The sequence below is a fragment of the Pseudomonas urmiensis genome (assembly GCF_014268815.2).
GTDB lineage: Bacteria > Pseudomonadota > Gammaproteobacteria > Pseudomonadales > Pseudomonadaceae > Aquipseudomonas > Aquipseudomonas urmiensis.
This window is the reverse complement of the sequence record NZ_JABWRE020000001.1, coordinates 2,601,207-2,622,078: the sequence shown is the minus strand read 5'-3', so window position 1 is coordinate 2,622,078 and position 20,872 is coordinate 2,601,207. Positions and strand designations below refer to the sequence as shown.

The following is a 20,872-nucleotide window of genomic DNA, read 5'->3' as shown; positions in this document are numbered from 1 at the left end:
GTTTGTTGAATTTTGAGGGGTGAGTCAACGAGGCTAACAGTACCGGCGTTATTGCGGGCAAGCCCGCTCCTACAGGTACCCCACCAGCCTGAAGAGCGGTGGAGACCCTGTGGGAGCGGGCTTGCCCGCGAAAAGAACGACGCGAAATCAGCCCAGCGCAGGGGTGCGCGGCGGCACGATGCGACGTGACCCGGTCGACTCGAAGGCGGCGGCGAAGCTCAGTAGGGCCGAGTCATCATAAGCCCGGCCGGCAAAGGTCAGCCCCACCGGCATGCCGATATCAGCCATCACGCCCATCGGCACGGTGACAGTAGGCACGCCCAAGTGACGGATCGCCAGGTTGCCGTTGGCCACCCAGATGCCGTTGCTCCAGGCGATGTCCGCCGACGCAGGATTGACGTCGGCATCCGCAGGACCCACGTCGGCCACGGTGGGGAACAGCACGGCATGCAGGCCGAGGTTGTCCATCCAGTCTTCCAGGTCGAGCTTGCGGGTCTGCTCCAGGCCGCGCAGGCCGTCCGGGACGGTCGCGATCTGATCCCAGCTTTTCAGGCCGCGCTTGGCCATGTTGACGTACTCGTCCATGCCGGCGGCCAAGTCATCTTCGCGGTTGGGCAGGGTGCCGGGATCGTGGGGGAAGATCTTCGGCCCATCGACATCGGCCAGGCGGTTGAGCTTGGGGTCATCGTTAGCCCGCAGGAAATCGTCGAAGGCCCAACCGGACAGCTCCCACAGCTCATCGTGGAGGAACGCCTTGGAAACGATGCCGCGGTTGTACACGGTCGGTGCACCGGGGCGGTCGCCTTCGCAGTTGGAGACCAGCGGGAAGTCCACCTCGACCACTTCGGCGCCAGCGGCCTCAAGGGCCAGGCGCGCTTGCTGCCAGAGGTCGATGACGCTGGCCCGGGTGTTGATACGCTGGCCGGTCGGGCCGCCGATACCCGGTTTTTCCGAGGTGCCTGCCAGTTCATCGGCATTGATGTACATGCGTGGCACACCGAAACGCTTGCCCTTGAGCGAGCTGGCATCGACCGCCAGGTCGAGGTAGCAAGCCGGACGAACCGAGGATGCCGCAGGGATCGGCACCCAAGGTTGCAGGCGCCACAGGTCGCCGCGTTTTTCGGCATCGTCGGCGACCACGACATCGAGGATCTCCAGCAGATCGCTCATGGTCCGCGCATACGGCACCACCACATCCATGGTCGGCGTCAGCGGCCAGTTGCCGCGCACCGAGATCACCCCGCGCGACGGGGTATAGGCGCACAGGCCGTTGTTCGAAGCAGGGCCACGACCGCTGGACCAGGTTTCTTCAGCCAGGCCGAAGGCCGAGAAGCTGGCGGCGGTAGCGGTGCCGGCCCCGTTGGACGAGCCGGAGGCGAATGGCGCGGTAAGGTAGGCGGCGTTGTACGGGCTTTCGGCGCGGCCATAGACGCCACGCTGCATGCCGCCGTTGGCCATCGGTGGCATGTTGGTCTTGCCCAGGCAGATGGCGCCGGCCGCGCGCAGGCGCTCGATGGTGAAGGCGTCGCGCTGGGCGACCAGCTCGGCGAATGCCGGGCTACCGGAGGCAGCGGTCAGGCCTTTGACCAGGTAGCTGTCCTTGGCCGTGTAGGGAATGCCATCGAGCGGGCCGAGGCTTTCACCTCGGGCGCGCCGGGCGTCGGAGGCCTCGGCCTCCTGGAGTGCTTCAGGGTTGCGTACCACCACCGCGTTCAGCGCGGTGGCGGTGTCGGCGCCGTCGTAGGCGTCGATGCGGGCCAGGTAGGCCTTGACGAGTTCGACGGCCGTGGTACGGCCAGTCGTGAGCGCGTCGCGCAGCTCGGCAATGGAAACCTCGGTTACCTCGATCATGCTGTCACCAAAATGTACAGGTGGGGGCTAGTGAGGCGAGTGTACAAGAAGCCCACAGCCGACGCAGGCTTGCGCGGGGGAAAAGCATTTTTGCAGCGCGGCAGTCTTGTCGGCGAACCCTGTCAGGCAAACGTGTTCGGAGAGTAGGTAGAAAGCCAGACAGCTGGCCTTTTTCCTACAGACTACGTCGGTAATTCTCGTCAGGATTTACCCTTGTTTGTGAATAAAGTGCGCATGAAGCGCCCCGTTGGAGCCTGCCATCGATGTCGATACCGCCAGACAAGACCCCCAAGTCCACGATCAACCCTCCGGTTTTCTGGATTTCCGCCGTGCTGTTGCTGGTGCTGGTGCTATATGCCAGCGTGTTTCAAGCGCATGCACAGAACCTGTTCGCCCAGGTCCAGGGGTGGATCATCGGCAATGTCAGCTGGTTCTACATCCTGGCGGTGGCGGTCATTCTCGGCACGGTGGTGTTCCTCGGCATCAGCCGCTATGGCGATATCAAGCTTGGGCCCGACCACAGCACCCCCGATTACAGCAGCACCACCTGGTTCGCCATGCTGTTTTCTGCCGGCATGGGCATCGGCTTGATGTTCTTTGGCGTGGCCGAGCCTGTGATGCATTTTCTCAATCCGCCGATGGGTGAGGGCGGCACGGTGCAGGCCGCCGGTGAAGCCATGCGCATCACCTTCTTCCACTGGGGCCTGCATGCCTGGGCGATCTACGCCATCGTGGCGTTGATCCTGGCCTACTTCAGCTACCGCCAGGGTTTGCCACTGACCTTGCGTTCGGCGCTGTACCCGCTGATTGGAGAGCGTATCTACGGGCCGATCGGCCATGCCGTAGACATCTTCGCGATCATCGGCACAGTGTTTGGCGTGGCCACTTCGCTGGGCTTTGGCGTGGCGCAGATCAACACCGGGCTCAATGCGTTGTTCGGCGTGCCGGTGTCGACGCCGATCCAGATCGGGCTGATCATCGGTACTACCTTGCTCGCCACCTTGTCGGTGATGTCGGGGCTGGACAAGGGCATTCGCCGGCTTTCCGAGCTCAACCTGGGTTTGGCGGTGCTGCTGTTGCTGATGGTGATGCTGCTGGGGCCGACTGTGCTGATCTTGCAGACCTTCGTGCAGAACACCGGCAGCTACCTGGGCGAGATCGTCACCCGTACGCTTAACCTGTATGCCTACCAGCCGACGGACTGGATCGGCGGCTGGACTCTGTTCTACTGGGGCTGGTGGCTGGCCTGGTCGCCCTTCGTCGGGCTGTTCATCGCGCGCATCTCCCGGGGCCGCACGATCCGCGAATTCGTCACCGGCGTGCTGCTGGTGCCGACCGCATTCACCCTGCTGTGGATGACGGTGTTCGGCAATACCGCGATCCATATGATCCTCAACGAGGGGCTGAACGACTTGGCCATGGCGGTGAACAAGGACACCTCGCTGGCGCTGTTCGCCTTCCTTGAGCACTTTCCGTTCGCCAGTGTGATCAGCACCCTGGCAGTGATCATGGTGGTGGTGTTCTTCGTCACCTCCGCCGACACCGGGGCCATGGTGGTCGACATGCTCGCCTCGGGCGGTCAGGAGAATACGCCGATTCGCCAGCGCATCTTCTGGGCGTCGAGCATGGGCCTGGTGGCGATCGCACTGCTGCTTGCCGATGGCCTGAAGGCGTTGCAGACAGCGACCATCGCCAGTGCCTTGCCGTTCACCATCGCCTTGCTGTGCAGCACCCGTGGCTTGCTCAAGGCGCTCAAGCTCGATGCGACCAAACGCAACTTGCGCTATCAGGCGCTGGCCATCTCGCCGACCGCTTCACGTGCTGCCGGTAACTGGCAGCGGCGCCTGCGCACGCTGGCGATGTTCCCGCGTCGTGCGCATGTCTCGCGCTTCATTACCGAAGTCGGATTGCCGGCCTGTGAAGCGGTGGCCGAAGAATGGCGGCGCCAGGGCTATGAGTGCAGCGTGGAGCAGGGTGAGGAGGGCAGTGTGACGCTCAAGGTCGGCCCGAGTGACGACACCTTCGTCTACCAGATTCGTCCGCAGGCCTATGCCATGCCCAGCTTCGTCAGCAGCGATGCGCCGGGCGATGAGCGCAAGTACTTCCGCGCCGAAGTCCACCTGCGCGAGGGCGGTCAGGATCATGATGTGATGGGCTGGTCGAAGGATGAAGTGATCGGGGACATTCTCGATCACTTCGAACGGCATATGCATTTCCTGCATCTGGTGGGCTAACGCGCTGGGTGGGGCCGCTGTCTGGCGGCCCCACTTGGGTCAATCCAGATCCGCCGCCGAATGCCGCTCTGGCACTTGGCTCGCCTCATCACCCCAGGTGCGATTGACCCGGGTGCCACGCTGCACCGCGGGGCGCTGGGCGATTTCTTCGGCCCAGCGCTGCACATTAGGGTATTCCTGCACCGCGAGAAACTCAGCGGCGTCATACAAGTTGCCGCGCACCAGTTGGCCATACCACGGCCACACGGCGATGTCGGCGATGCTGTACTCATTGCCACCCAGGTAGCGGCTCTCGGCCAGGCGCCGGTCGAGCACGTCCAGTTGCCGTTTGGCTTCCATGGTAAAGCGGTTGATGGCGTATTCGATTTTCTCCGGCGCATACACATAGAAGTGGCCGAAACCACCGCCCAGGTAGGGCGCGGCGCCCATCTGCCAGAACAGCCAGTTCAGCGTTTCGGTACGCGCGGCAGGCGCCTTGGGCAGAAACGCGCCGAACTTCTCGGCCAGGTAAACCAGGATCGAACCAGACTCGAACACGCGGATTGCAGGCTCGACACTGCGATCGAGCAGGGCAGGGATCTTGGAGTTGGGGTTGACCTCGACGAAGCCACTGGAGAACTGCTCGCCGTCGCCGATGCGGATCAGCCAGGCATCGTACTCAGCTCCGCTGTGCCCCAGCGCCATCAACTCTTCGAGCAAGATGGTGGCCTTGACGCCATTGGGCGTTGCTAGCGAATACAGCTGCAAGGGTTGTTTACCTACCGGTAGCGCTTTGTCATGGGTGGCGCCGGCAACCGGGCGGTTGATACTGGCGAACTGACCGCCGGAGGCTGCGTCGTTGCGCCAGACCTTGGGCGGGACGTAGGGGGACTTGCTCATGCACGAAACTCCTCGATGGCGCAAAGCGGACATGTAAAGGCAGACCCGCATCTATGCCATGGGTTCGCGGCAAAGGGCAAATGCATTGGTTGCATGGCTTGGTATGTCCACTAAAGGTGATGCTATGGGGCCGCTTTGCTGCCCTTCGCGGGCAAGCCCGCTCCTACAGGTACTACGCGGAACATCAGGGAGTGAACCCTGTGGGATTGGGCTCGCCTGCGCTGCGAAGGGCTGCAAAGCGGCCCGCATTGGCTACTTAGACCGGAAGGCTCTGGTAAGGCTGCGCATCGCCTGGGCTATGGGCAAACTGGCGCTTGTACTCGCGGCTGAACTGCGAGGTGCTCTGGTACCCCACCCGGTGCGCGGTCTGCGCCACGCCCAGGCCTTCGCCGATCAGCATTTGCTGGGCCTTGAGCAGGCGCAGGCGTTTGAGGTACTGCATCGGCGCCATGTCGGTGCAGCGCTTGAAGTGCTCATGGAAGGTCGACACGCTCATGTTGGCGCAACTGGCCAACGCCTCCACGCTCAACGGCTCGGCGTAGTGCTCACGCAGATAAGCCAGCGCCGCGCCAATCCGGGCGAAATGTCCTTGTTGCTCGACCAAGGCTCGCAGCACGCCGGCCTGGGGGCCGCGCAAGGCGGTATAGAGCACCTCGCGCACCCGTGCCGGCCCCAGCACCCTGGCGTCCAGTGGATCCTGCAGGCACTGCAGCAAGCGCTCGACGCTCTCGCGCATCGGCGCGTCCAGTGCTGCCGAGGTCATCGACTGGGGCGTCTGCGCCTCGACTGCGGCATCGGGGGCAAGGCCCATGTTCTGCACCAACTCGCTGAGCACGCCACGATCGATATCGACGGCCACCCCTAGTAACGGCGCCTCAGCGGTAGCGAAGGTCTCGCACATGAACGGCACCGACAGCGCCTGCACCAAGTAATGTCCGGCGCCGTACTCCAGGGTGCGTGGTCCCAGGCGCGCCAGCTTGCTGCCCTGGGCCAGGATCATCAGGCTGGGCTCATAGAGCTGCGGGCTACTGGCCACGTAATGATCCCAACTCAATACCTGCACCTGGGGCAAGTGAGTCGGTACAAAGCCTGGGCGCGTGGCCAGGCTACGGATCAGGGCGCAAAGCGGGGCATTGGCGTCGACGTGGCGAGTGAGCTGCATGATGGACCAGGGCAGAGGATCAGACACTGGCATCTTCGCAGATTGCAGCGCCAGCGCCAGATGCTCACAGCCAGGTTCGGAGAATCAGGCATGCATGCCGGAGAATCTGCTGTGGGCGGAGCGGCTTTTGGCGAACAAAATGTGCCGCCTGAATCGTTTCACTTTTTGCGAGGTCCTGCATGTATACCGCCATCGGTTACGCCGCCCAAACTCCCACCAGTCCGCTGGCCCCCATGACCTTCGAGCGCCGCAGCCCGCGTGCCGATGACGTCGCCATCGAGATCCTCTACTGCGGTGTGTGCCACTCTGACATCCATCAGGCGCGCAACGAGTGGGGCATTGCCGTGTACCCACTGATGCCAGGCCATGAGATCGTCGGCCGGGTCACTGCGGTCGGTGCCAAGGTCACTCAGCACAAGGTCGGCGACCTGGTGGGCGTGGGTTGCATGGTCGACTCCTGCCGGCATTGCGAGGCCTGCGCCAAGGACCTGGAACAGTACTGCCTGGAAGGTCCGACCATGACCTATGCCACCCCTGATCGGGTCGACGGCAGCAACACCATGGGTGGCTATTCCAACAGCATCGTGGTCAGCGAGCACTTCGTGTTGCGCATTCCCCAGGGCCTGGACCTGGCCAGCGCGGCGCCGATTCTGTGCGCCGGTATCACTACCTACTCGCCGCTCAAGCACCATGGCGTCGGCCCTGGGCACAAGGTTGGCATCCTCGGTATGGGCGGTCTGGGCCACATGGGCATCAAGTTCGCCAAGGCGCTGGGCGCTGAAGTGACGCTGTTCACCCGCTCGGCGGCCAAAGCCGAAGAAGCCCGTCGCCAGGGCGCCGATCACGTAATCGTGTCCACTGACCCGGAGCAGATGCGCGCTGCAGCGGGGCGTTTTGACTTCTTGCTCGACACCATTCCGGTACAGCACGATCTCAACCCCTACCTGGAAACGCTGACCTTCGATGGCGTGCACATTCTGGTCGGCTTGATCGAGCCGGTCGAGCCACCGCTGCATGCGGCCAATTTGGTGATGAAGCGCCGGGTGCTGGCGGGTTCGCTGATTGGCGGTATCGCCGAGACTCAGGAAGTGCTGGATTTCTGCGCCGAGCATGGCATCAGCTGCGATATCGAGATGCTCGATATCCGCAACATCAACCAGGCCTATGAGCGGATGATCGTTGGCGATGTGAAGTATCGCTTCGTGATCGACATGGCCACGCTGAAGGCCTGATGGAGCCGGCTCCGGCCTCACCGCGGGCGCGCTTGCCCCGCGATGAGGCCGGGGCAAACTGCTTACCAGGCCAGCGGCTTGTCCAGCCCCTTCCAGAACAACCAACGGCGCACCTCGGCATGCTCGCCGGTGCCGATCTGCCAGTCAGGCCGGCCACTGTCCAGGGCGATCAGCGAGATGAACCCGGCGTAGCTGGCGGCCACCAGGGTGCGGCCATCGGCACTGATATCCATCGCGCAGAGGGTCGAGCCCAGGTGATGCTGCCAGTGCTCACGACCATCCTCGCCAAAGGCCCGCAGGTAACCATGGGCATCGCCGACGATGTATTCGTGCTCGCGTGCTACACCGGCGTAGATTCGCGCGCCCTCGTGCAACAGTGGGGTACGTGGGTCGTCGCTGTAGTGCTCGGTGTCCAGCCCAGGCAGGTCGGCAGTGCGCACCCCGAGGGTGGCGCCGTTGTAGAAGTGGCAGGCGTTGAGCAGCAACTGATCGCCGCGCTGGTTGAACAGGGCAAAGTGCGGGTATTCGCTCACCGGACCGATCTCGGCGAGCAGTCGCAGCTGTTGGTCCAGGACCCGGTGGCGGCCGCACTGCTCGCCGATGGCGATCAGGCTGCCGTCGGCGGACAGGGCGCCGTGCTCCATGCCCAGCCCCAGGTTGATGTCGTCAGGGTCGATGCCTTGAGCCAGGTCTTGCAGGATCGCTTGCTCATCGGGCAGTAGCCGGGTGGCGCCAGTGGCGGCCAGCACGAACACGCCTTCGCTGCTGACCAGCAGCAGCCGTTGGCCATCGGGGAACGGCGTGATCGCGGTCGGCGTTGGCGGCAGGTCGAACGGCTCGAACGGGTAGCCGGCAGGCAACCCCTCCAGGCCGTTGGGCCAGGCAAACCGGGCGACCTGTGGCCCGCCCCAGCCATCGGTGACGCGGATCCCCTCGGCGTTGGCCAGGGCAAAGTAGCGGCGTTGTGGGCAGCGGCCGAAATGCTCGACACCGATCACCGGGGTCACGCTGTAGCCATCGATGCGCACTACCTGGCCGCGGTCGAACGGCGTGCCGATGCGCGCCAGCAGGCTGCCGTCATCAAGCAGCAGCAGGGTGCCGATAGCCTGACCGTGTTGCTCGAGCAAGGGCAGCAGCGGCTGGTGCGCCGGCGGCCAGGCCTCGCGAAACGCCTGGCGCTGCGCGTCACTCACGCCGGGTTGGTTAATCGCCTGCAAGGCCGCTTGCCAGGCTGGGAGCAGGTGTTCGGTGGGCGGCGCTTGCGGCTCTTGGAGATCGTCCCAGCCTTGCGCCTGCCCTTGGCTGACGAAGCGATTGATGGCCTGGGCATAGCTACTGACCGCCTGTTGCCATTGCTGCTGGGGGTGTTGCTTGTCCATGGGCGGATCGGACTCCTTGTTCCGCGGTCTATCAGAAGCGCGCATGGTACTCCGGTTGCGCTGCGGTTGTGAGGCCCAGGCTTGACGCGTACCATGCCGGGCATCCTTCCAATAATTTTTGTCCACACCCGCCAGAGGGCCGACTCGCTGGCTGGCGGGGGTGTCGTCGTCTTTTTTCTTTGGAGCTACACGCCACTTCCATGAATGGTCCCATCCCTACATCCATGCCCGCACCGGTGGGCGGCGGCAGTTGGCTGAGCGTGATCGCGCTGGCCCTGGCGGCGTTCATATTCAACACCACCGAGTTCGTCCCGGTGGCGCTGCTCAGTGACATCGGCCGCAGTTTCGACATGACCACCGCCCAGGTCGGCCTGATGCTGACCATCTATGCCTGGGTGGTCGCCCTGGCTTCGCTGCCGATGATGTTGCTGACGCGCAACGTCGAGCGGCGCCGGTTACTGTTGTTCGTGTTTATGGTGTTCATCCTCAGCCACTTGTTGTCGTGGCTGTCGCAGAGCTTTGCCATGCTGTTGGTCAGCCGGATCGGCATCGCCTTGGCCCATGCCGTGTTCTGGGCGATCACCGCCTCTCTGGCGGTGCGCGTAGCTCCGCCTGGGCAGCAGGCCAAGGCCCTGGGCTTGCTGGCCACCGGCACCACGCTGGCGATGGTGCTCGGTATCCCCTTGGGGCGCGTGGTGGGTGAGGCGCTGGGTTGGCGGGTGACTTTCTTGAGCATTGCTGGGGTGGCGCTGGCGACCATGCTTTGCCTGATGAAGTCGCTGCCGCTGCTGCCGAGCCAGAACTCAGGGTCGCTGCGCAGTCTGCCGATCCTGTTCAAGCGCCCGGCGCTGGTGATTACCTACCTGCTGGTCACCCTGGTGATCACTGCGCAGTTCACCGCCTACAGCTACATCGAGCCGTTCGCCCTGCATGTGGCGCAGATCGGCGGTGAGCGCACCACTTTGTTGCTGCTGTTGTTCGGCGGCGCCGGGGTATTGGGTTCGGTGCTGTTCAGCCGCTATAGCGATCGCTTCCCGCATGGCTTTCTGGTCGGTTCGATCGGCTGCCTGGCGGCATGCCTGCTGTTGCTGTTGCCGCTGTCGGGCAATTTCACAGCGTTCGCTGTGCTGAGCATGTTTTGGGGCGTGGCGATTCTGAGCTTCAGCCTGTCGCTGCAATCGAAGACCTTGAAGCTCGCATCCGATGCCACCGATGTGGCCATGGCGCTGTTCTCCGGTATCTACAACATCGGCATCGGCGGCGGGGCATTGCTGGGCAGTATCGTCAGCAGCCAGATGGGTGTGGCCAATATCGGCCTGGTCGGTGGCAGTGTTGCCTTGGTTGGGCTGGTGCTGGCCGTGGCCAGCACCACGCTATTTCGTCAGGCAGTGCCAGCGCCACACTGAGAGAGTCAGCTTCCTTGGTCAGGCCAACAACGCCGACCAGGCCGAGACGATCAGCAGCCACGCCAACAGCTGATTGAACCGCCGCACCCGCTGCGGTGACTGCAACCAGCGGGCGCTGCCGACCCCGAGCAGCGCCCAGGCAGTCATGCACGGCAGGGCGATGATCAGAAAGATCAGCGCCAACTGCCACACCGGCTGTCCAGGCGCGGCAAACACGCCGATGATCGCGATTGCCATCATCCATACCTTGGGGTTGATCAACTGCAAGGTGGCCGCGCTCACTGCCCCAAAGCGTGCCCGCTGGGTACCGTGCAAAGGCGCAGCGGCGCTGCGCAGCAACTGCCAGCCGAGCCAACTCAGCCAAAGTACGCCCAGCCAACTCATCAGCTGCTGCGCGACGGGGTGCTGCAACAGCACTTCGGCCAAGCCCAAGCCCACCACCCAGACCATCCCCGCTGCAGCCAGACAGCCGCTGAGGATCGGCGCCACGCTGGCGCGCAGGCCGCGCTGGGCGCCGTGGGCGAGGATCAGCAGATTGGTCGGCCCCGGGCTGATACTGGCAACCAGGGCGAACAGGACAAAGGGCAACAGCGACTGCGCCATGACGGGCTACTCCACACAATTGGAGCACCATGCTCGCCGCTGGCGGCGGATCAGTCTGGAACGATTGAGCAGCGGCGGCGGTAGTCTGCCGGGGTCAATTGATACGCCCGGCGAAACCAGCGCCCCAGGTGACTCTGGTCGGCAAAGCCCAGGGCGCTGGCCACCTCGGCGGGCGTTTGGCCTTGACCCAGCAGGCGGCGGGCGCGGGCGATCCGCAGCTGGATCAGGTAGGCATGCGGGGCCAGGCCAAAGGCGGCCTTGAACGCCCGGGTCAGGCGGAAGCGGTCAACGCCACAGGTGCGCGCCAGGTCATCCAAGCCGATGTCCTGATCCAGATGCGCATGCAGATAGTCACGGGCCACCTGCGCGGTCAGTGGCAGGCGTGGGTCGGGGTTGAGCCGTTTGCGCCAGTGCAGGTGCTGGGTGAGGCAGGCGAGCAGATCGTCCATGGCGGTTTGCCGTACGATGCGCAGCTCTTTGCCGTGCATGGCCTGGAACGCCCGCAAGGTAGCCCCCGTCAGGCGTTCGTCGCGGCACAGGGTATCGGCGAAGCTGGGCAGGCCATCGGCGGGCGCGTGCTCGAACAAGGCGCGCACTTCGGCCTCCATCCAGTTGGGGTCCAGATACAGCGTCGAATAGGTAAAGCCATCCTCGGTGGGGGCCTGGCCATCGTGGAGTTCGCCAGGTTCGAGCAAGAACACCTGGCCCGGCGTACTGCGATGACGGGCGCGGCGGCAGTGGAACTGCTGCACGCCTTGTTCGGTCACGCCCACCAGATAGCTGTCGTGCCAGTGCGGGTCGTAGGCATGACCGATGAAATGCGCCCGTACCGACTCGATGCCGGTATCGACGTCTTGGGCAAGGTCGATCCAGTTGCTCATGGCCATGGCCGCTTGTGAGGAGTCTTCAACCTTATCCCAGATGCAGGCGGCAGGTTTAGAACGAATGTGCAGCGAGTATCGATTTTCGTCATCGGCTTGAAAGTGTTGCTGTATTTCACTGGTTTTTCTTGTTTTCAGTAACGCTAATATGCGCCTCAAATCCGTACTCCCAAGGAGCTCAATCGATGGACACCGTGACCCTGGCCAAACGCCGCTATACCACCAAAGCCTACGACGCCGCCCGCAAGATTCCCCAGGCGACCGTCGATACCTTGCTTGAGCAACTGCGCCACAGCCCTTCTTCGGTCAACTCGCAGCCGTGGCACTTCATCGTTGCCGACAGCGATGAAGGCAAGGCGCGTATTGCCAAGAGCACCGAGGCGTTCGCCTACAACACGCCGAAGATCCTCAACGCTTCGCACGTGATCGTCTTCGCCACCCGTACCGAAATGCCTGATGCGCATCTGCAGGCAGTGCTGGATCAGGAAACCCTAGATGGCCGCTTCCGTGACGATCAGGCACGCACAGGGCAAGATCAAAGCCGCCGTTTCTACGTCAATCTGCACCGTTTCGATCAAAAGGACGTGCAGCACTGGATGGAAAAGCAGACGTACCTGGCGCTGGGCACGGCGCTGCTCGGTGCGGCCGCGCTGAACATTGATGCTACGCCAATCGAAGGTTTCGACAGCAAGGCGCTGGATGCAGAGTTGGGCCTGCGTGAGCGTGGCTTCACCAGCGTCGTGCTGTTGTGCCTGGGCTACCGCAGCCCGGAAGACTTCAACGCCGGTCTGAACAAGTCGCGCCTGCCCGCCTCGACGGTGTTCACCTTCCTCTGAAGGCCAAGGTGATGGCACTGTGCAGTTAGGACACTCGCCCTAGAGTCAAAAGGTGCGAGGGGGGCAATAATCGGGGCGTTTCATTGACCACAAGGAGTGTTGATCATGACTAGCCCTGATGCGTTCAGCCATGACGTATTGCGTGACTTGAGTGCAGAAGAAACCGAGCTGATCAGCGGCGGTGCCGGCCAACCGGAAATCGTCCGCGGGCCGCCGCCGCAGTTTCCCGAATGGCCTGAGCTGTTCGGCGACAGCCATTGATTGGCGACGTGCCTGGCCTCGGCTGATTCAGCCTCGGCCTGCCTCATCTACTTCAAGGAGCGTTATTTATGCCTTCTGTACATGCACAAACCCCGCGCGAGTTGAGCGTCGAGGAGCTGGATCAGGTCGCGGGTGGCTCGGATGCGACCATCATGCCGGTATTTCCGCCGGTGAGCAGGCCGATCTGCGGTGGGCCGGACGTGCCACCGCCGCATCTACCGCGCTATCCCGATGTGCCACCGCCCAATGATATTCGCGGCCCAACCCTGGGGCTTTGACAACACCGCCAGAACACCTGTCCAGGGTCATGCGCAGTACAGCAGGCACATGAACTTGGACAGGCAGCTACCACAATGCAGTCGCAGCAGCCAATACCACTCGCTTGAACACCTCCACGGCTTTGTCTACATCCGCTTCCTTGGTGTAACGGCCAAGGCTCAGGCGCACACTGTTGCGTGCCTTGCGCTCGTCCAGCCCGAGTGCCAGCAATACATGTGAGGCAGCATTGCTGGCTGAGTTACAGGCTGAGGTGCTCGACAGCGCCAGCTCACTGGCCAATGCAGAACTATTGAAACCACTGGCATCGATGCACAGGTTCAGGGTGTGGGGAATGCGTTGCTCTGGGCAGCCATTGAGACTGACACCGGGCAAGGCCAGCAGGCCGTTACGCAGGCGCGCGCTCAAGGCCTGGATGTGTTGGTGCTCGCTGTCGCCGGGCTCGCCGGCGAGGGCGAAGGCGCTGCCCATGCCAACGATCTGATGGGTGGCCAGGGTGCCCGAGCGCAGGCCGCGCTCGTGGCCGCCACCGTGCATTTGCGCGTACAGCTTCGGGCGCGCACGAGCGCCGACGTAAAGCGCACCGATACCCTTGGGGCCATACACCTTGTGTGCCGAGAAGGACATCAGGTCGACAGCCTGCTCGGCCAGGTCGAGGTGCACCTTACCCACGGCCTGGGCGGCGTCGACATGCAGCAGCGCACCATGGGCGCGAACCAAGGCGCCAATCGCAGTGAAGTCAGTCAGCGTGCCAAGTTCGTTGTTCACCGCCATCAGCGACACCAGTCGGGTGTCTTCGCGCAATGCCTGGTGCACCGCGTCGGGCTGGATCAAGCCGGCCGCATCAGGCTTGAGTCGGGTCACTGTCCAGCCTTGGCGTTCAAGTTCGGCCACGGTGTCCAACACGGCCTTGTGTTCCAGCAGGCTGGTGATCAGGTGGCCTGGTTCACCACAGCCTTGGGCGACGCCTTTGAGCGCCAGGTTGTTCGATTCGGTGGCGCCGGAGGTCCAGACCAGATCGTCCGGATGCGCGCCTACCCGTTGCGCCACTTGTTTACGCGCCTGCTCGACCAGCTCGCGTGCGGCTTGTCCATAAAAGTGGCCACTGGAGGCCGGGTTGCCGAAGTTCGCTTCTCGTCCAAGGCAGGCAAGCATGGTTTCGATAACCCGGTCGTCGACCGGGGTAGTGGCGGCGTAATCGAAGTAGAGCGGGGCGCTGGGCATGATGAGGCGAATCCGTGCATGTCGCCTTGGAGGTGGCGATCGATGCATTCATGCTACTGGTGTGGTCGGAAAGATTTTTTCTATCTTTTCGGCTATTTGCCCTTTCAGTAGAAAATACTTCTCCAAATTAAGGCTTAGGTAGCAAGTATTCTCCAGAGGCCAGCCTAGAGAGGTTCAAGCGCCTTTTCTTCTTCGATTACCACCCGCTCGCATAGCTCGATAATTTGCTCGCGCATCCAGCGGTTGGCTGGGTCCTGGTCAGTGCTTTCGTGCCAATACAGATGAGTTTCCAAGGGCGGCACTTCCACCGGCAGGGGCAGGTGACGCAGGTTGTGGCGGCGGGCGAAGCGTTCCGGCACGGTCATCACCATGTCGGTCTGCTGCAATACCTGCGAGGCCATCAGGTAGTGCTGCGAGCGCAGGGCGATCTTGCGCTGCACGCCCATCTTGCCCAGGGCCAGATCGACATAGCCCAGGCCGTTGCGGCGGCTGGAGATATGGATATGGGTCATGCCCAGGTAGTTGTCCAAGGTCAGCTTGCCGTCGGCCAAGGGGTGACCTTGGCGCAGGGCGCAGACGTAACGGTCCTGCATGAGTTTGACGTGACGCACCTGCGGGTCGGTGTTCAATGGCGCGTCGACGGCAAAGTCCAGGCGCCCGGCGGCCAGCTCCTTGGTGGTTTCACGGCGTTTGCACAGGAAACTCTCGATCATCACCGCCGGCGCCAGACGTCGCAGACGCTGGAACAGCGGTGGCAGGATCACCGCCTCGGTGAGGTCGGTCATGCTGATGCGAAAGGTCTTGTTGGCCTGCTGTGGATTGAAGATGCGGCTCTCTTGCACCGACACCCGCAACAGCGCCAGCGCGTTGCGCACCGGGCCAATGATGTTCTGCGCCATCGGCGTGGGCACCATGCCTTGGGCGGTGCGTACGAACAGCGGGTCGTTGAAGGTTTCGCGCAGCCGCGACAGGGCGTTGGACACCGCCGGCTGGGTGATGCCGACAATCTGTCCGGCGCGGGTCAGGTTGGCTTCGGTATAGATGGCGTCAAAGACGATGAACAGATTCAGGTCAACCTTGCTGAGGTTCATGGGCGCCGCTCGTTGTTGGAGTTATGGCTCGATCATATATCGGTTATGAATGTTTATACACGCGCAAAATAGACTAGGTGGATCGACTGCGGCTGTTCTAGTCTCTGGCCCATGTTCTTCATCCCGTGAAGGTAGCCCCAATGGATTTCGCCTATTCGCCCAAGGTCCAGGCTCTGCGTGAGCGCGTCAGTGCGTTCATGGAGGCCTATGTCTACCCCGCAGAACCGGTGTTCGAGCGCCAGGTTGCCGAGGGCGACCGCTGGCAACCCACTGCGATCATGGAAGAACTCAAAGCCAAGGCCCGCGCCGAGGGACTGTGGAATCTGTTCTTGCCTGAGTCAGAGCTCGGAGCCGGCCTGAGCAACCTGGAATACGCGCCGCTGGCCGAGATCATGGGCCGCTCGCTGCTGGGGCCGGAGCCGTTCAACTGCTCGGCGCCCGATACCGGCAACATGGAAGTGCTGGTGCGCTACGGCAGCGAGACGCAAAAACGCCAGTGGCTGGAACCGCTGCTGCGTGGCGAGATTCGTTCGGCGTTCGCCATGACCGAACCCGACGTCGCCTCTTCGGACGCCACCAACATGGCAGCCACCGCAGTGCGCGACGGTGATGAGTGGGTGATCAATGGCCGTAAATGGTGGACCTCCGGCGCCTGCGATCCGCGCTGCAAGGTGATGATCTTCATGGGCCTGTCCAACCCGGACGGACCCCGCCACCAGCAGCACTCGATGATACTGGTGCCGACCGATGCGCCGGGGGTGAAGATTGTCCGCCCACTGCCGGTATTCGGCTATGACGACGCGCCGCATGGCCACGCCGAGGTGCTGTTCGAGAACGTGCGGGTGCCTTATGAGAATGTCCTGCTTGGTGAAGGTCGCGGCTTCGAGATCGCCCAGGGGCGCCTGGGGCCTGGGCGCATTCACCACTGCATGCGCTCGATCGGCATGGCCGAGCGCGCCCTGGAATTGATGTGCAAGCGTTCGGTCGAGCGCACCGCGTTCGGCCGCCCACTGGCGCGTCTGGGCGGCAACGTCGACAAGATCGCCGATTCACGGATGGAGATCGACATGGCGCGGCTGCTGACCCTCAAGGCTGCATACATGATGGACACCGTCGGCAACAAGGTCGCGCGCAGCGAGATTGCCCAGATCAAGGTCGTGGCGCCCAATGTCGCCCTGCGCGTGATCGACCGGGCTATCCAGATTCATGGGGGGGCAGGGGTCAGCGGTGATTTCCCGCTGGCCTACATGTACGCCATGCAGCGCACCCTGCGCCTGGCCGATGGGCCGGATGAAGTGCACCGGGCGGCGATTGGCAAGTACGAGATTGGCAAGTACGTGCCTAAGGAGATGTTGCGCGGGCACTGATAGCGCCAGGCCGGCCTCTTTACCGGTAACTGGCCGTGTGCAGCACTGCCAGTTACCGGGGTGGCGCCCCTCAGGATTCAGGGTGTTTTCAGGTCCACCAGCAGATCCTTGGCAGCCTTGGTGGCCAAGACGCTCATCAGCCTGCTCATCTCATCCTGGCGGCCGATGCCTGATTCAGTGCCGCCCATCATCACGCTCGGTACCGGGGCCTTGGCCGCCGCTTCAGCCCATGCGCGGTTGATCTGCACCAGTGCATCGAGTTTGTTTTGCAGGGCACCATCGGCCTTGAGCGACGCCTCGCGGGCGTAGGCTTCGGCGTCGGCACTGATCTTGGTGGCTTGGGCATTGACTTGGGCTTTATCGCGCAGCAGCTCAGCAGTCTGCTTATCGATCTCGGCGCGGCGTTTTTCCCGATCGGCATTGATCAATGCCAGCTGCTTTTCCGTCTCCGCCTCGGTGGTGCGCTCGATCTGCTGGCGCAGACTTTCCTGGCGCTTGGCCTCCACGTCCTTGGCGCCACGAGCGGACACCAACTCTTTTTCCTCTTCTTCCTTGAGGCGGTTTTGCCGGGCCACCGCCAGTTCCGCCAGCGCCTGCTGCACCCGCACCATACGCTCTTGATACTGCGGGTTGGGGTCGATATGGGTTACCCGAGCATCGACGACTTCGACGCCAAACAGGCGAAATTGCTGCTGTTTGCGCAGCTCTTGGCCATCTTTGTCGAGCTTCTTTTCGATGACGAAGCGGGTGGCGCTGTTGTCGCCGAAACTGCCCTGGTCGGTGCCGGCCTGGAGCACGGCGGTCTGGGCTGGGAAATGGTCGCGCTGTACGCGGATCTCCTTGCGACTGGTCAGGTACAGGCCATTGCGCAACTGGTTCTCGAACTCGGCACCAAAGTGGCTGCGATTGCCGGCATAGTAATCGTCGGCGCTCATCAGTGACGCCGTGGCTTGCAGGGTTTCCTTGACTGCCGGCAGCAGCGCACGCTGGAGGAAGTTATCCGGCGTGCGGTACTCCTGGGCAATCTTCAGGAACGCGTCCGCTGAGGGCAGGCGAAACTGGGTGCTGAACTCGGCCTTGGCGTCGACATTGCCCAGGAACACGATGGGCAGGTTTTCCAGGGTTACTGACGGATGACCACTGCGATTGCCTTCCTCGTTGTCCGCCTGCAGGGCCGACTGGACGCCGATAGTGCGCCGCCAGGAGGTGCTGCGGCCGAACCATTTGGTTGCGTAGCCTACGTCTTCGACGACTTTTTCCTCGCCGAAAATCGTCCGTACATGGGTCATCTGACCTGCTTCGTTGTAGAACAGCACTTGGTTGAACAGCGCTGCCAGGGCGGCGCCGGCGATCAGCGGGATGGCGATGACGGCAATGAGCTTGCGGTTGACGCGCAGTTGGCTGAGGTCAGGTATCGGTGGCTTTTCCATGAGGGCACTCCTTGTGAAGGGACGTGCATGCTGGTTAACAGGGGACAAGCTTCACAGTCAGCTAAATCATACGTGGCTGTAGGAAGCTTCTATTTTTGTTCTGCAAATACCTTTAAGGCTCATCCATCACGTGGTAGCTGCGCTACACTCGGCAGCATGATCTATCTCGCCCAATCCCCCCTGATGTGCACCTACATGACCGCCTCTGGCGGGCCATGAGGTCACGGCTGCCTAGCAGCCCCGGATAGAACCTGAAGGCCCCGCCAGCAATGGACGGGGCCTTTTGCTGCTCCGTTCGCACAATTAAATGGAGACAGAGCATGTTCGAAATTCGTCGCGCCACCCGTGATGACGCCCAGATCGCCTTCGACATTCGCCGACTGGCCATCCGTGCCCAGTGCATCGGCCCCTATAACCAGCAAGACATGCTGGCGTGGACGCGGGGATCACTCAACAAGTGGTTTACTGATTTGGTGCAGCAGCACTTTCAGCTGGTGTGCGCGCAGGGCAGGGTGGTCGCTACCGGCATGCTGGATGTTGAGGTGGGTGAAATCGGCGCGATCTTCGTTCATCCCGAGTTCATGGGGCGTGGCATCGGTCGGTTGCTGATCGAGCATCTCGAAGGGCTGGCGCTTGAGGCGAACCTGGCCCAGATCAAACTGGATGCCACGCTTAACGCGGTGGCGTTCTATCGCGCGTGCGGTTTCGTCGGCGAGCAGCGGTCGATCTATCAGTCACCTTCGGGCTTGCAGCTGGCCTGCGTGCCGATGCTCAAAGTGCTGGGCCAGTCGGTGAGGCCGTGAGAAACGTTTAAGTTTTTGCCTCAGCGATAAAGAGCTTTCCGCAAGGTGTGTAGGACCTGTCTGTTTCTTGGTTCCAAGGGAAAAAGGACGCCCTGCAACTGCTAGGTTCCGTTGCTCTAGCCAGCATAAGGAACTTGCACATGCGTGTAGATTTGGGGGGTAAGGGGCAGGCGCTGGACGGTGATCTCACCACCACCGGCGCCACCTGCATCGCCACGGGCGCGAGCTATACGTCCAATGGGCGAATGGTGTTGCGTATGGGGGACAGCACCACAGCGTGTCCGCTGTGTGGTGAAATCGGCAAGGTCGTTGAAGGCGTTTCGCTCTTCATCTCCGATGGTCGAGCCGTGGCCATGGATGGCGCGCTGGTGGCCTGTGGTTGTCCGAGTGGAAGTAACCGGGTCGTGGCCCCGCTAAACCGCGTTGAACCGATCGCGCGGGCGACGCCAGTGGCAGATTCGTCGTACTCGCAAGCGGCCACAGCAACACCGAGGAGCCTGTCCAGCGCTGCGCCACGCCACGCGGTTGATTCGCTGCCGTTCACTCAAGAGCCGGGTTTCTACCTCGTGCCGCGCAGCATGTCCTTTCCACAGGTCCTGATGCACCTGGCCGAACAGGACAGCACCTTACCCCTCTCGCGTTTGCAGATGCTCAACCCTACCTACCAGCAGGGCTTCAAAGGGGGCGAGATCTTTGTCATCGGCGATCCGGACAACGGCCATGCCTGCACACGCGAGGAAGGTCAGCTGATGGCTGCGGCGCAGCAGGCCCGTGAATCATTGGCGCTGCTGGACCGGGGTGAGGCGGATTTCATGATGCTTCACCAAGCCGAGATTGCCGGGCTGCTCAACGGTGCCAGCCAGTCGATGGGCGTAGGCAAGGACATGCTCGAGCAGGGCCTGGGGCAGGTCAGAGCCACCTTGGTGGATATCGAGCGCCTGCATCAGCAGCAGTTTGCGCGCTACGGGCACCTGAAAAGCCCGGAGTTTTTTGCAGCGCGGCAAGGACTGCTCAATCAACTGGACGGCCAGTTGAAGACCGCCTTTCTCAATAAACAATTGAATCTGGGCAGTTATGAGAGACTGCGACGGGATCTTGGAATTTCCACCAAGAGCCTCATTCACCATTGGTCGAGGGCGGGTGGTCCGGGGCAGATACCGGGGTATGCGACGCATTTGGATGAGGTGGCGAAAACGGCGAAGTATCTAAAGTATGGCGGGGCTGTCGGCACTGGGCTGGGAGGGGCAGCTTCCTACCTGAAGGTGCAAGAGGTTTGCCGCGCAGGAGAGTCGGCTGAGTGTAGAAAAATTCGGATGACGGAGGCTGGGAGCTTCGCGATCGGAATGGGTGGAGCGACGTTAGGCGCAAAGCTCGGAGGGGTTGCAGCAGGTGCAGTGTGCGGTGTGTTCTCCATAGGAACAGGGGGTCTTGGTACGCCCATATGTGCTTTGGTTCTGGTGGGTGGCGGGTCCGCAGTTGGAGGACTTGGAGGTAGTGCGGTAGGTGAAAGGCTGGCAGAGGAGTTATATGAGTTCGGACATGATTGATTTTGACAGTTGGCCGCAGCTTGTAAGAATTGTCTTCTTGGCAGGGCCGTTTTTAGTTGGATTGCCAGGTGTTGCCATGAGCCTGTACATCGCCTGTACTCGCGAATTCCACATCATGTTGTCTGCCATTCAAAGTAGTCCATGGCTTGAGCAACAGAAACGAGGGTGGGGTATCGGCAGGTTTAAATCTCGCTGGATGCTGGTCTGTTTCGTTTGCGGCTTGCTCTTACTCCCTGGACCACATATACGCAGGGGGTTGCTAGATATTAACGAGCTGCGCAATTTTCCTCGGGGTTTGAAACGAAGGATGCTGGTTTCTGTATGGCTTACCATAATCGGATTCACTTGGATGATGGTTGCCTTTGTCCTCATCCGACTGTCCCAAGCATGAAGCCTAAGCACTATATGCT

Annotated in this window: 19 protein-coding genes; 10 read left to right on the top strand and 9 right to left on the bottom strand. The window is 62.3% G+C overall.

Features of this window, described 5'->3' with window-relative positions; genetic code table 11:
* Positions 1-147: 147 nt before the first annotated feature.
* On the bottom strand, positions 148-1,851 hold the full coding sequence (locus HU737_RS11615; protein WP_186555144.1) for an amidase: 1,704 nt from the start codon (positions 1,849-1,851) through the stop codon (positions 148-150).
* Between the two features lie 263 nt (positions 1,852-2,114).
* Here HU737_RS11615 and HU737_RS11610 point away from each other — a divergent pair, with 263 nt between their 5' ends.
* Positions 2,115-4,085: a BCCT family transporter gene (locus HU737_RS11610; protein ID WP_186555145.1), complete on the top strand. Its 1,971-nt coding sequence runs from the start codon at positions 2,115-2,117 to the stop codon at positions 4,083-4,085.
* Positions 4,086-4,124: 39 nt separating this feature from the next.
* On the opposite strand, the gene yghU is transcribed toward HU737_RS11610, so the two are convergent.
* Both yghU and HU737_RS11600 read right to left on the bottom strand, forming a co-directional pair.
* Positions 4,125-4,964 carry a glutathione-dependent disulfide-bond oxidoreductase gene (gene yghU / locus HU737_RS11605; protein ID WP_186555146.1) on the bottom strand — a complete coding sequence of 280 codons (840 nt, stop codon included), beginning with the start codon at positions 4,962-4,964 and terminating at the stop codon, positions 4,125-4,127.
* Positions 4,965-5,220: 256 nt separating this feature from the next.
* The gene (locus HU737_RS11600; RefSeq protein ID WP_186555279.1) at positions 5,221-6,126 is read right to left on the bottom strand and encodes an AraC family transcriptional regulator; all 906 of its coding nucleotides are present in this window, start codon (positions 6,124-6,126) and stop codon (positions 5,221-5,223) included.
* 179 nt (positions 6,127-6,305) lie between these two features.
* On the opposite strand from HU737_RS11600, the gene HU737_RS11595 reads away from it, so the two are divergent.
* The gene (locus HU737_RS11595) at positions 6,306-7,358 is read left to right on the top strand and encodes an NAD(P)-dependent alcohol dehydrogenase (protein WP_186555147.1); all 1,053 of its coding nucleotides are present in this window, start codon (positions 6,306-6,308) and stop codon (positions 7,356-7,358) included.
* A gap of 62 nt (positions 7,359-7,420) precedes the next feature.
* On the opposite strand, the gene HU737_RS11590 is transcribed toward HU737_RS11595, so the two are convergent.
* A complete protein-coding gene (locus HU737_RS11590; RefSeq protein ID WP_186555148.1) occupies positions 7,421-8,737 on the bottom strand; it encodes a hypothetical protein in 1,317 nt (438 codons plus the stop codon).
* A 200-nt stretch (positions 8,738-8,937) separates the two neighbouring features.
* On the opposite strand from HU737_RS11590, the gene HU737_RS11585 reads away from it, so the two are divergent.
* Positions 8,938-10,143 (top strand): sugar transporter, encoded by a 1,206-nt coding sequence (locus HU737_RS11585; RefSeq protein ID WP_186555149.1) that lies wholly within the window; start codon positions 8,938-8,940, stop codon positions 10,141-10,143.
* Between the two features lie 18 nt (positions 10,144-10,161).
* Here HU737_RS11585 and HU737_RS11580 read toward each other — a convergent pair whose 3' ends face one another.
* Together HU737_RS11580 and HU737_RS11575 are read right to left on the bottom strand one after the other, a co-directional pair.
* Positions 10,162-10,746: a LysE family translocator gene (locus HU737_RS11580; RefSeq protein WP_186555150.1), complete on the bottom strand. Its 585-nt coding sequence runs from the start codon at positions 10,744-10,746 to the stop codon at positions 10,162-10,164.
* Between the two features lie 50 nt (positions 10,747-10,796).
* Positions 10,797-11,627 carry an AraC family transcriptional regulator gene (locus tag HU737_RS11575; RefSeq protein WP_186555151.1) on the bottom strand — a complete coding sequence of 277 codons (831 nt, stop codon included), beginning with the start codon at positions 11,625-11,627 and terminating at the stop codon, positions 10,797-10,799.
* A 185-nt stretch (positions 11,628-11,812) separates the two neighbouring features.
* Between HU737_RS11575 and nfsB the strand changes: the two genes are divergently transcribed.
* The 3 genes from nfsB (at position 11,813) to HU737_RS11560 (ending at position 13,002) form a co-directional block, all read left to right on the top strand.
* A complete protein-coding gene (nfsB, locus tag HU737_RS11570) occupies positions 11,813-12,463 on the top strand; it encodes an oxygen-insensitive NAD(P)H nitroreductase (protein WP_186555152.1) in 651 nt (216 codons plus the stop codon).
* A gap of 105 nt (positions 12,464-12,568) precedes the next feature.
* The gene (locus tag HU737_RS11565; RefSeq protein ID WP_186555153.1) at positions 12,569-12,724 is read left to right on the top strand and encodes a hypothetical protein; all 156 of its coding nucleotides are present in this window, start codon (positions 12,569-12,571) and stop codon (positions 12,722-12,724) included.
* 68 nt (positions 12,725-12,792) lie between these two features.
* Entirely contained in the window at positions 12,793-13,002 is a 210-nt protein-coding gene (locus HU737_RS11560) for a hypothetical protein (RefSeq protein WP_186555154.1), read from the top strand.
* A 67-nt stretch (positions 13,003-13,069) separates the two neighbouring features.
* On the opposite strand, the gene HU737_RS11555 is transcribed toward HU737_RS11560, so the two are convergent.
* The gene (locus HU737_RS11555) at positions 13,070-14,224 is read right to left on the bottom strand and encodes a cysteine desulfurase family protein (RefSeq protein ID WP_186555155.1); all 1,155 of its coding nucleotides are present in this window, start codon (positions 14,222-14,224) and stop codon (positions 13,070-13,072) included.
* Between the two features lie 164 nt (positions 14,225-14,388).
* Positions 14,389-15,315 (bottom strand): LysR family transcriptional regulator, encoded by a 927-nt coding sequence (locus HU737_RS11550; RefSeq protein ID WP_186555156.1) that lies wholly within the window; start codon positions 15,313-15,315, stop codon positions 14,389-14,391.
* Positions 15,316-15,455: 140 nt separating this feature from the next.
* Between HU737_RS11550 and HU737_RS11545 the strand changes: the two genes are divergently transcribed.
* Positions 15,456-16,682 carry an acyl-CoA dehydrogenase gene (locus HU737_RS11545; protein ID WP_186555157.1) on the top strand — a complete coding sequence of 409 codons (1,227 nt, stop codon included), beginning with the start codon at positions 15,456-15,458 and terminating at the stop codon, positions 16,680-16,682.
* A gap of 77 nt (positions 16,683-16,759) precedes the next feature.
* On the opposite strand, the gene HU737_RS11540 is transcribed toward HU737_RS11545, so the two are convergent.
* Positions 16,760-18,112, bottom strand: a complete 1,353-nt coding sequence (locus HU737_RS11540) for an SPFH domain-containing protein (protein WP_186555158.1) — start codon at positions 18,110-18,112, stop codon at positions 16,760-16,762.
* Positions 18,113-18,432: 320 nt separating this feature from the next.
* Here HU737_RS11540 and HU737_RS11535 point away from each other — a divergent pair, with 320 nt between their 5' ends.
* From HU737_RS11535 to HU737_RS11525, 3 genes are all read left to right on the top strand, one after another.
* On the top strand, positions 18,433-18,915 hold the full coding sequence (locus HU737_RS11535) for a GNAT family N-acetyltransferase (protein WP_186555159.1): 483 nt from the start codon (positions 18,433-18,435) through the stop codon (positions 18,913-18,915).
* Positions 18,916-19,055: 140 nt separating this feature from the next.
* Entirely contained in the window at positions 19,056-20,462 is a 1,407-nt protein-coding gene (locus tag HU737_RS11530; RefSeq protein WP_186555160.1) for a PAAR domain-containing protein, read from the top strand.
* A complete protein-coding gene (locus HU737_RS11525; RefSeq protein WP_186555161.1) occupies positions 20,455-20,853 on the top strand; it encodes a hypothetical protein in 399 nt (132 codons plus the stop codon). Before HU737_RS11530 ends, HU737_RS11525 begins: the two co-directional genes overlap by 8 nt.
* The last annotated feature ends 19 nt before the right edge of the window (positions 20,854-20,872 follow it).